The sequence below is a fragment of the Actinomadura sp. NPDC047616 genome (assembly GCF_040642915.1).
In the GTDB taxonomy this organism is placed as follows: Bacteria; Actinomycetota; Actinomycetes; order Streptosporangiales; family Streptosporangiaceae; genus Spirillospora; species Spirillospora miaoliensis.
On the sequence record NZ_JBEYTB010000029.1, the window covers coordinates 49,943 to 59,920 of the forward strand.

Sequence of the window (9,978 nt, forward strand, 5' to 3'; positions counted from 1 at the left end):
GGTCAGTCGCGGCCGGGGAAACGGACGGTGCTGAACGGCCACGTGGTGACGACCCACTCGCGGACGAAGTCCTCCAGCTCCCGCTCCAGGGCCGGGTCGTCCTGGTCGTCGCGCACCCAGAACACCACGACGGCGTCGGCGTCGGGGGTGTCGGACGGCGCGATGTGGATGCGGCCGAGCTGGCGCTCCTCGTCCGGCGTGGTGACCGCGTAGCTGAACGAGCGCCGCAGCTGGCCCTCCTTCTGCAGCCAGGCGATGTCGATCAGCGCCTGGTCGAAGGTGAACTCCTCGTCCGGCCAGCCCCAGTCCGGCCCGAACCGCTCGCGCAGCCGCTCCAGGCTGCCCCGCACCGCCGCGTAGTCCTTGACCACGTCGTGCACGGTGATCGGGCGGATGCGGAAACGCGGACCGGCGACCAGCGTGGGCACCACGAAGTCCTCGGGCAGGAACGCCCGGCGCGCCCCCGTGCGCGCGGCGCCCTGGACGCCCGGCGCCCCGGCGGGCCGGCCGGGCCCGGCGGGCTCGTGGCTCTCGTGGGGCTCGGCGAGCCCGGTGAGCTCGGCGAGCTCGTCGGACTCGGTGCGGGCAGCCTCGTGGGGCTGCGCGTGCGGAGCCTCTCGGCTGATGCGCAGTGCTCCGCCGATCAGCGTGCGCGGTGATCCGCGGATCCTCCTCCGCGGCAGTACGGCCATTCGCTCGGTCCCTCCCGTACGCCCCTTTCCGGATAAGAGGCGTAGCACGAACTCTAGCCGCCGGGGACGGTGCGAGTCGCGTCACGATCCGGGCGTGCCGGGCATCGGACGGATACGGCCAGCGCGAACATGCCTTACTGTTCTTGCGGAGGAACACGTGACCAAGCCGACTTCAACGCGCGAGCGGATCGTGGCCGAGTCGCTGCGGCTGTTCGCCGACCGCGGATACGCGGCCACCTCGGTCGCCGAGATCGAGGCGGCGGCCGGGCTGTCGCCGGGCGCGGGCGGTCTGTACCGCCACTTCCGCTCCAAGGAGGAGGTCCTGGCCACCGCCATCCGCGAGCACATCGAGCGCACCGGCAAGCAGGTCAGCGAGGTGCTCGAACACGCCAAGCAGTACGAGGGCCGCCCGCTGGAGATCCGGCTGCGGATGACCTGCCAGGCCGGGCTGGCCAAGATGCGCGAGGAGCAGGACCTCATCCGGGTGCTGTTCCGCGACCTGGACCAGTTCCCCCACCTGGTGGCCGAGATGCGCGAGGGGATCGTCAACCCCCTGTACGACGGCATCGCGCAGTGGCTGTCGGAGCAGCCGGAGCTGGCCGACGCCGACGAGGACTGGCCCGCGATCGCCTCCGTGCTGGGCGGCGCGGTCGTCAACTACTGGCTGGCCAACGAGTCGATGTACGAGCCGCCGACCCGCATCGACGAGAAGCGCTTCGTGGCGAGCTGGGCCCGGCTGGGCATGGGCCTGGTGAGGCAGGCCCCCGCCGCCTCCTCCTGACCGCGCCCGCCGTCCACCGGTCCTCACCTCGCCCGGCTCTCCCCGCACACGCCTCCACGCCGACTAGGTTGGGAACGGCATGGAGACCTACGCCGACTGGCTGCGCGCACGCGACGACGCCGACCTGCGCGCCCTGCTGTCCGCGCGGCCCGAGCTGATCACTCCGGTTCCGGCCGACCTGGGCGCCCTCGCGGCCCGCGCCGCCGCCCCGGCCGCCATCTCCCGCGCGCTGGACCGGCTCGACCGCTTCACCCTGGCCGTGCTGGAGGCCGTGCTCGTCCTGCCCGACCCGGCGCCGCGGGCGCTGGCGGACGCGATCGGCGTCACGGAGGCGGAGGCCGCGGCGGCCCTGGACCGGCTGCGCGGCCACGGCCTGGTGTGGGGGTCGGAGCGGACGGCCGCCGCGCCGGGCGTCCGGCAGGCCCTGCCGCACCCCGCCGGGCTGGGGCCGCCCGCGCGGGAGGTGTTCGCCACCTATCCCACCGAACGGCTCGTCGGGCTGATCACCGACCTGGACGCCAAGCCGCGCGGATTCCCCGACGCCGACCGGCTGCTGCGCCGCCTGGCCGAGCTGCTCGCCGACCCCGAACCGCTGATCGCCGACGCCGGGGCCGACGCGCGCGCCGCCCTCGCCCAGCTCACCTGGGGGCCGCCGGTGGGCCGTGTCGCCGACGCCCGCCGCCCCGTGCGGGTCGGCACCGCCGCCACCCCGATCGAGCGCCTGCTGGCGCGCGGCCTGCTCGCCGCCGAGGACGACCGCACCGTCACCCTGCCCCGCGAGGTGGCCCTGTACCTGCGCGGCGGGCGGCTCTTCCAGGACGTCACCGCCCAGCCGCCCCCGCTGACCGGCCGGCCCGGCAGCGCGCCCGCCCGTCCCGGCGAACGCCAGGAGGACGTGGTGGCGCGCGCCGCCGCCGGGGCCGCGTTCACCGCCGTCCGCATGGTGGAGGACCTGCTGGAACGCTGGGGCCTGGACCCGCCGCCCATGCTGCGCAGCGGCGGCCTGGCCGTGCGCGACCTGCGGGCCGCCACGGCGCTGCTGGACGTCGAGGAGTGGCAGGCCGCGCTGCTGATCGAGACGGCGTACGCGGCGGGCCTGCTCACCCACAGCGGCGAGGTGGACGGCGAGTGGCTGCCCACCCCCGCCTACGACGTGTGGCTGCTGCAGGACACCGCCGGACGCTGGACGGACCTGGCGCACGGCTGGCTGAGGTCCGACCGCGTCGCCGGGCTCGTCGGCGAACGCGACGACCGCGACCGGCTGATCAACGCGCTGGGCGACGCGGCCGTGCGGCCCCTGGCCCCGTCCACCCGCGTCGCGGTGCTGCGCGAGCTGGCCGAGGCCGAACCCGGGCTGGCCGTGGACGCCGACGCGGTGCGGGCCCGCCTGACCTGGCGGCGGCCGCGCCGGTCCGGCCCGCTGCGCGACCGCCTCGTCGACTGGACGCTGCGCGAGGCCGCCGTGCTCGGCCTGACCGGCTTCGGCCAGCTCGCCCCCCACGCCCGCGACCTGCTCGACGGCGCCGACCCCGCGCCCGGCCTGGACAAGCACCTGCCGCGTCCGGTCGAGGAGATCCTCATCCAGGGCGACCTGACGGCCGTCGCGCCGGGCCCGCTGGTCACCGAGCTGGCCCGGGAGCTGGCGCTGGCCGCCGACGTGGAGTCCACCGGCGGCGCCACCGTCTACCGGTTCACGGCCGGGTCGATCCGCCGGGCCCTGGACGCGGGCCGCACCGCCGACGAGCTGACCGCCCTGCTCACCCGGCACTCGGCGACCCCGCTGCCGCAGCCGCTCACGTACCTGATCGAGGACGTGGCGCGGCGGCACGGCGCGCTGCGGGTGGGGGCGATGGCCTCGTACGTGCGCACCGACTCGCCCGCCGTGCTGGACGAGATCCTCGCCGACCGGCGCGCCGCCCCGCTCCGGCTGCAACGCCTGGCGCCGACCGTGCTGGCGTCGGCGCTGTCGCGCGGCGAGCTGCTGGCGGGGCTGCGGTCGCTGGGGCTGGCGCCGGTCGCCGAGTCCCCCGAGGGCGGCGTGATCATCACCCGTCCGGACGCGCACCGCGCCGAACCGCCGCCGACCGCCGAGATCACGCGGCTGCGTGCCGAGGCGACCGCCGACGAGGCCATGGTCGCCGCGGCGGTGCGCGCGCTGCGGGCCGGGGACGAGGCCGCCCGGTTCGGCGCCGAGCACGCCGCGTCCGCCCCGTCCGGCGAGCCGCCCCGCTCCCCCGCCGCCGCGACCGTCGAGCTGCTGCGCGACGCCGTCGACCGCGGCGCCCGGGTGTGGATCGGCTACCTGGACCAGCAGGGCCAGTCGTCCAGCCGCATCGTGGAGCCGGTGCGCGTCGAGGGCGGCTACCTGACCGGCTACGACGCCACCCGCGCCGCCGTCCAGCGCTTCGCCCTGCACCGCATCACCGGCGTCTCCGAAATCGACTCCTAGAAACGCGCACCGGAAAATCCGGTTGCCGTCCGCGCGACGAATGCGGCACGGTTGAGAACGTCACGACGACGGCGAAAGGAGGACCCGGTGCGAACCGCGAGACGCATATGTCGTCGGCGGCGAGCGAATGCCGAAACCGTCCTCCGGACGACGCCGCGCCCACCGAATCCACGGTGCTGACGCCGACGGCTTCGCGGAACGACGACGACGTGCGCGCCCGATGCGCAGGCAGCGGTTACTTCCACTGATAATGGAGAGGTCACAGGTTCGAGTCCTGTCCGCCCGACTCTCCGGGCGGTAGCTCAGCCGGATAGAGCGCTTACGTACCGCCGCCGCCCGGTTCTCGGGCGCGCCTTTCACTCGCCCCTCCCGGTGCGCAGGCCGGAGTTACTTCGGGTTGATTGAGGTTCGATTCCTTGAGATTCCACCATTGTGGGGTCCAACAGCACTTCGGCCGATCTGAACTCGGGAGGGGCCCCCGATTTTCCGCCGCCCGGTGCGCCGCCCCGGCGCCCACGCGCGCCCTGCGCGCGACCTGATCTCGGCGGCCGACAGGAGGCCCGTACCGACATGGCGAAGTTCAACCGTTCACGCCTGACCGGCGCGCTGAGCGCCGTGCGGTCCCGGTCCACGCCCACCGCCCGCACCCATGAGGGCGCCCCGGGATATGCGCGCGGCCCCAAGAGTGAACTCTTCCTCCTCGCGGTGTCGAACATGGTCGGCGAGCAGACGTTCTACGAGGGCGCCGACGAGCGCGACGAGCGGTTCCGCACGCTGGCCGGCCAGGTCGCGCTGGACGACCCGGACTGGACGGCCCGCATGATCGGCTGGCTGCGCGCGGACGCCGGGATGCGTTCGGCCGCCGTGGTCGCGGCCGCCGAGGGCGTGCGGGCGCGGCTGGCCGAGCGGCGCGCGGGCGGCAACCGCCCGATGATCGCCGCGGCGCTGCGCCGCGCGGACGAGCCCGGGGAGCTGCTGGCGTACTGGCACGGCCGGTACGGGCGGGCGCTGCCGCAGCCGGTCAAGCGCGGTGTCGCCGACGCCGTCCGCCGCCTCTACGGCGAACGCTCGCTGATCAAGTACGACGGCGGCGACTTCCGGTTCGGCGACGTCATCGAGCTGACCCATCCGCGGCCGCGCACGCCGTGGCAGGGCGACCTGTTCCGGCACGCGATCGACCGCCGGCACGGCCGCGGCGGGGACATCCCCGCGTCGCTGGCGACGCTGCGGGCGCGGGCGGAGCTGCTGGCCCTGCCCGTGGACGAGCGGCGCGCGCTGCTGGACCGTCCGGACGCCGAGCGCGTGCTCGCCGACGCCGGGATGACCTGGGAGTCGCTGGCGGGCTGGATCCAGGGGCCGCTGTCGGCGGCGTTCTGGGAGCGGATCATCCCGTCGATGGGCTACTTCGCACTCCTCCGCAACCTTCGCAACTTCGACCAGGCGGGCGTGTCGGACGAGGTCGCCGCACGGGTGGCCGAGCGGCTGGGCGACCGGGAGCAGGTCGCGCGGTCGCGGGTGCTGCCGATGCGGTTCCTGGCGGCCTACCGGGCGGCGGCGTCGCTGCGCTGGGCGTGGCCGCTGCAGCGGGCGCTGGACGCGTCGCTGGCGAACGTCCCGGCGCTGCCGGGCCGCACGCTGGTGCTCGTCGACCGTTCCGGGTCGATGTTCGGACGGCTGTCGGCCCGCTCCGACCTGACCTCGGCGGACGCGGCGGCGGTGTTCGGCGCGGCGCTGGCGCTGCGGGCCGAACACGCCGACCTGGTGCAGTTCGGCACCGGCCACGCCCCGGTGCCGTTCCGCCGCCGCGAGTCGGCGCTGAAGGTGGTGGAGCGGTTCGGCTCGCTCGGCGGGACGAACACGGCGCAGGCGGTGCGCGACAACTACCGCGGCCACGACCGCGTGGTGATCGTCACCGACGAGCAGGCGTGGTGGGGCTCCCGCGGCGAGGAGCCCACGCGGGCGGTGCCGCAGCAGGTGCCCGTCTACACGTGGAACCTCGTCGGCGTTCTCGATGATTCCGCTCATCGAGGCCGGCCGGAACGCCGACTGGCCGTTCTGAACCGGTGTGCGCACGGCCCCGCCGCGCGCACACCGGGCCGCGGCCGCTTCCCGCCACCGGCTACGGATCTGGATGAACCAACAGATAGCCTGCACAGTCCAACCAATCGATAAAACCGGACGGACCGCGGCTCGCCGGGCAGGGCGACCGGCCGGTCCGATCGCTACGGAAGGGGCCCCGAGTGAGCGGGTACGGAGGGCAGCCGTCCGGGTGGAGCGACCCCTACGGGCAGCAGGACGGCGGCTGGCAGAACACGCCCCAGGCGGGCTGGTCCGACCCCGCCGCGCAGCCCGGATGGGACCCGAACGGCCAGTACGGCACCCCGCAGCAGCCCTCTTACGGCTACGGCACACCCCAGCAGCCCTCCTACGGCTACGGCCCGCCCGGCGTGCCCGGCCAAGGCCACAGCGGCAACGGCCTGGCCATCGCGGCGCTGATCTGCAACGTCCTGCTCGTCGTGTCCTGCTGCAACGTGCTGGCCATCCCCGGCATCGTCACGTCCTCGCTGGCCATCAGCCGCTCCGCCACCGACCCCGGGTCGGCCCGCTCGCTGACCGTGTGGAGCTGGGTGGTCTTCGCGCTGGCGCTGGTCATCGCGATCGTCGTGGTCATCATCGCGATCATCGTCGACGCCGGTTCCTCGTCGTCGACCTACGACAGCACCGGCAACATCTGACCGCCGCGAACCGCGGACGCGGCCCCCGTACCCCCGGGCGCCACGTCCGCGCTGTCACACGGCCGTCTTCATACGGACGCCTGCGGGCTCCTCGTCCGCAGGCGCCGCCGTACGGCGCCGCAGCAGCAGGGTGACGAGCAACCCCAGGAGCATCCCGCCCGCGGCCAGCAGCGCCATGCCCGCGACGCCGGCGACGAACCCGGCCACGAGCGTGACGCGCGTGCCCAGGCGCGTCGCCGGCCTCTCGCCCAACTGCGTCCCGGTGGCGCGCACCAGGAACGCCAGCTCCGCCGCCAGCGCGCTGTATCCGTACGGCAGGCGACCGAAGATCGCCACGCTGACGCCCGCCAGCCGGCTGCGGTTGCGCGCCAGCCGGGGTGGCATCAACGGCTCGGCACCGCGCCCCTCGACCACCGCGAACGCCGCCGCCAGCACGGCCGCCAGCGGAATCCCCGGGTGGAACCGGCCGATCTCCTTGCCCTGGACCAGCGCGAACACCAGCAGCGTGGCGCCTGCGGTGATGGTCATCGCGCCGGGCACGTCGAAGCGGCGCCGCACGCGCGGCAACCGGCCCCGGGGGATGACGGCGAGCGCCGCCAGCGCCACGATCCCGGCCAGCGGCACGTTAACGGAAGACGGCGGACCAGCCGAAGGCCTCGATCAGCACACCGCCCAGCAGCGCGCCGAGCGTCAGGCGCTGGCGCCCGCACCGCCCCACACGGCCAGCGCGCGGTCACGCCGCGGCCCCTCCTCGAACAGCGTGTTGACCAGCGCGACGGTGGACGGGAGCGACAGCGCCCCACCGCCCCCCTGCACCGCGCGGGCCGCCAGGATGACGCCCTGCGTCGTCGCCAGCCCCCGGCCTGCGACGACACGGCGTAGACCACAGGTTCGACTGTACGAATCGCGTCGAACAGCGCAACTGTTTGACAACTGTCGTACAATCGGTCGTGATCCGTCCGTCCCCGCCCCTAGGCTGGATGCATGATCGCTCAGCACCCCGACCGGGACCAGATCCTGCTGGAGAACGTCCTGTCCGCCCTGGGCAACCCGCTGCGCCTGCGCATCGTCCGCGTCCTCGCGCACGGCGGCGAGCAGTCCTGCGGCAGCATCCTGGACGGGGTGTCGAAGTCGACCCTCACCCACCACTGGCGTGTCCTGCGCGACAGCGGCGTCATCTGGCAGCGCCCCTCCGGCCGCGAGAACCTGCTGTCGCTGCGGCGCGAGGATCTCGACGCCCGTTTCCCCGGCCTCCTGGACGCGCTGCTCAACGCCGTCGAGTCCGGGTCTCCCGACGCCGCTCCCGCCGGGGCTTCTGCCACGGCGACGCGGGCCCCGGCCGCCACGTAGGCGGCACCGCCCGGCCTGGGAAGACGCCGGGGGCCCGGCGTGTTGCACACAAGTACGTCCGGCCGCGCGGAGACCTCCGCCCGCACCGCGGGCCTGGAGTAACGTGCTTCTCCAGTTGACGGCTGTGAACGAGCCACCCACTTCCGACGCCTGACGGGGGCTGCTTTTCGTGTCCGACGGTCCGCTGATCGTGCAGTCCGACAAGACCCTGCTGCTGGAGGTCGACCACGACCTCGCCGACGCCTGCCGCACCGACATCGCCCCGTTCGCCGAGCTGGAACGGGCGCCCGAGCACATCCACACCTACCGGGTGACGCCGCTGGCCCTCTGGAACGCCCGCGCCGCCGGCCACGACGCCGAACAGGTCGTCGACACCCTCCTGCGGTACTCCCGCTACCCGGTGCCGCACGCGCTGCTGGTGGACGTGGCCGACACGATGGCCCGGTACGGGCGGCTGCGCCTGGAGAAGCACCCCACCTACGGCCTGGTGCTGGCCTCCTCCGACCACGCGGTGCTGGAGGAGGTGCTGCGCGCCAAGAAGGTCCGCGGCATGCTCGGCGAGCGCATCGCCGACGACACCGTGGTGGTCCACCCGTCCGAACGCGGATCGCTGAAGCAGGCGCTGCTGAAGCTCGGCTGGCCCGCCGAGGACCTGGCCGGCTACGTCGACGGCGAGGCCCATCCCATCGACCTGGCCGAGGACGGCTGGGCGCTGCGCTCCTACCAGCGCGAGGCCGCCGACGCGTTCTGGCACGGCGGGTCGGGCGTCGTCGTCCTGCCCTGCGGCGCCGGCAAGACCCTCGTCGGCGCAGCCGCCATGGCCCGCGCCAAGGCGACCACGCTGATCCTCGTCACCAACACCGTCTCGGCGCACCAGTGGAAGCAGGAGCTGCTGCGCCGCACCTCGCTGACCGAGGACGAGATCGGCGAGTACACCGGCGCGAAGAAGGAGATCCGGCCGGTCACCATCGCCACGTACCAGATCATGACGACCCGCCGGAAGGGCGCCTACACCCACCTGGAGCTGTTCGACGCCCGCGACTGGGGCCTGGTCGTCTACGACGAGGTCCACCTGCTGCCGGCGCCGATCTTCCGGATGACCGCCGACCTGCAGGCGCGCCGCCGCCTCGGGCTGACCGCCACGCTCGTGCGCGAGGACGGCCGCGAGGGCGACGTGTTCTCCCTGATCGGCCCGAAACGGTACGACGCGCCCTGGAAGGACATGGAGAACCAGGGCTGGATCGCCCCCGCCGACTGCGTCGAGGTGCGGGTGACGCTGACCGACTCGGAGCGGCTCGCCTACGCCACGGCCGAGCCGGACGAGCGCTACCGGTTCTGCGCCACCACCGAGACCAAGACCAAGCTCGTCCAGGCGCTGGTGGACCGCCACCGCGGCCAGCAGACCCTGGTCATCGGCCAGTACATCGACCAGCTCGACGAGATCGGCGCCCTCCTCGACGCCCCCGTCATCAAGGGGGAGACGCGGGTGCGGGAACGCGAACGGCTCTTCGACGCCTTCCGCTCCGGCGAGATCGGCGTCCTGGTGGTCTCCAAGGTCGCCAACTTCTCCATCGACCTCCCCGAGGCCTCCGTCGCCGTCCAGGTGTCGGGTGCCTTCGGCTCCCGTCAGGAGGAGGCCCAGCGCCTCGGCCGACTGCTGCGCCCCAAGGCCGGCGGCCAGACGGCCCGCTTCTACGCGGTCGTCGCCCGCGACACCCTGGACCAGGAGTACGCGGCGCACCGGCAGCGCTTCCTCGCCGAACAGGGCTACGCGTACCGCATCGTCGACGCCGACGCCGTCCTGGCGGGCGAAGAGATCTGAGGGTTTCCGGAAAAGCGAAAGGCCCCGCCGTGCAACGGCGGGGCCTTTCTATCTAAGAGAATGTCCGGCGGCGTCCTACTCTCCCACACAGTCTCCCATGCAGTACCATCGGCGCTGAAGAGCTTAACTACCGGGTTCGGAATGGGACC

9 protein-coding genes, 1 tRNA gene and 1 rRNA gene are annotated in these 9,978 nt (G+C 73.9%); 7 read left to right on the plus strand and 4 right to left on the minus strand.

The window, feature by feature from the left end; translation table 11 throughout:
- Positions 1–2 precede the first annotated feature (2 nt).
- Positions 3–692 carry a hypothetical protein gene (locus ABZ801_RS40350; protein WP_360708925.1) on the minus strand — a complete coding sequence of 230 codons (690 nt, stop codon included), beginning with the start codon at positions 690–692 and terminating at the stop codon, positions 3–5.
- 157 nt (positions 693–849) lie between these two features.
- On the opposite strand from ABZ801_RS40350, the gene ABZ801_RS40355 reads away from it, so the two are divergent.
- The 5 genes from ABZ801_RS40355 (at position 850) to ABZ801_RS40375 (ending at position 6,657) form a co-directional block, all read left to right on the plus strand.
- The gene (locus tag ABZ801_RS40355; protein WP_360708928.1) at positions 850–1,473 is read left to right on the plus strand and encodes a TetR/AcrR family transcriptional regulator; all 624 of its coding nucleotides are present in this window, start codon (positions 850–852) and stop codon (positions 1,471–1,473) included.
- 79 nt (positions 1,474–1,552) lie between these two features.
- A complete protein-coding gene (locus tag ABZ801_RS40360; protein ID WP_360708930.1) occupies positions 1,553–3,922 on the plus strand; it encodes a helicase-associated domain-containing protein in 2,370 nt (789 codons plus the stop codon).
- Between the two features lie 225 nt (positions 3,923–4,147).
- Positions 4,148–4,208, plus strand: a tRNA-Ser gene (locus ABZ801_RS40365).
- A gap of 284 nt (positions 4,209–4,492) precedes the next feature.
- Positions 4,493–6,094 (plus strand): TROVE domain-containing protein, encoded by a 1,602-nt coding sequence (locus ABZ801_RS40370; RefSeq protein ID WP_360708933.1) that lies wholly within the window; start codon positions 4,493–4,495, stop codon positions 6,092–6,094.
- 68 nt (positions 6,095–6,162) lie between these two features.
- On the plus strand, positions 6,163–6,657 hold the full coding sequence (locus ABZ801_RS40375) for a hypothetical protein (RefSeq protein ID WP_360708936.1): 495 nt from the start codon (positions 6,163–6,165) through the stop codon (positions 6,655–6,657).
- Between the two features lie 54 nt (positions 6,658–6,711).
- On the opposite strand, the gene ABZ801_RS40380 is transcribed toward ABZ801_RS40375, so the two are convergent.
- Together ABZ801_RS40380 and ABZ801_RS40385 are read right to left on the minus strand one after the other, a co-directional pair.
- The gene (locus ABZ801_RS40380) at positions 6,712–7,281 is read right to left on the minus strand and encodes a hypothetical protein (protein WP_360708939.1); all 570 of its coding nucleotides are present in this window, start codon (positions 7,279–7,281) and stop codon (positions 6,712–6,714) included.
- 66 nt (positions 7,282–7,347) lie between these two features.
- Entirely contained in the window at positions 7,348–7,473 is a 126-nt protein-coding gene (locus tag ABZ801_RS40385; protein ID WP_360708942.1) for a hypothetical protein, read from the minus strand.
- A 168-nt stretch (positions 7,474–7,641) separates the two neighbouring features.
- Between ABZ801_RS40385 and ABZ801_RS40390 the strand changes: the two genes are divergently transcribed.
- Both ABZ801_RS40390 and ABZ801_RS40395 read left to right on the plus strand, forming a co-directional pair.
- The gene (locus tag ABZ801_RS40390) at positions 7,642–8,007 is read left to right on the plus strand and encodes a helix-turn-helix domain-containing protein (RefSeq protein WP_360708945.1); all 366 of its coding nucleotides are present in this window, start codon (positions 7,642–7,644) and stop codon (positions 8,005–8,007) included.
- Between the two features lie 169 nt (positions 8,008–8,176).
- Positions 8,177–9,829 carry a DNA repair helicase XPB gene (locus tag ABZ801_RS40395; protein ID WP_344951313.1) on the plus strand — a complete coding sequence of 551 codons (1,653 nt, stop codon included), beginning with the start codon at positions 8,177–8,179 and terminating at the stop codon, positions 9,827–9,829.
- 62 nt (positions 9,830–9,891) lie between these two features.
- Here ABZ801_RS40395 and rrf read toward each other — a convergent pair.
- Positions 9,892–9,978 (minus strand): 5S ribosomal RNA (rrf, locus tag ABZ801_RS40400); the annotation flags it as partial.

What these genes read in the sequence shown, in the direction of transcription:
- ABZ801_RS40350 (WP_360708925.1), bottom strand. Translation starts at nt 692, where the DNA reads ATGGCCGTACTGCCGCGGAGGAGGATCCGCGGATCACCGCGCACGCTG.
- ABZ801_RS40360 (WP_360708930.1), top strand. Translation starts at nt 1,553, where the DNA reads ATGGAGACCTACGCCGACTGGCTGCGCGCACGCGACGACGCCGACCTG.
- ABZ801_RS40370 (WP_360708933.1), top strand. Translation starts at nt 4,493, where the DNA reads ATGGCGAAGTTCAACCGTTCACGCCTGACCGGCGCGCTGAGCGCCGTG.
- ABZ801_RS40390 (WP_360708945.1), top strand. Translation starts at nt 7,642, where the DNA reads ATGATCGCTCAGCACCCCGACCGGGACCAGATCCTGCTGGAGAACGTC.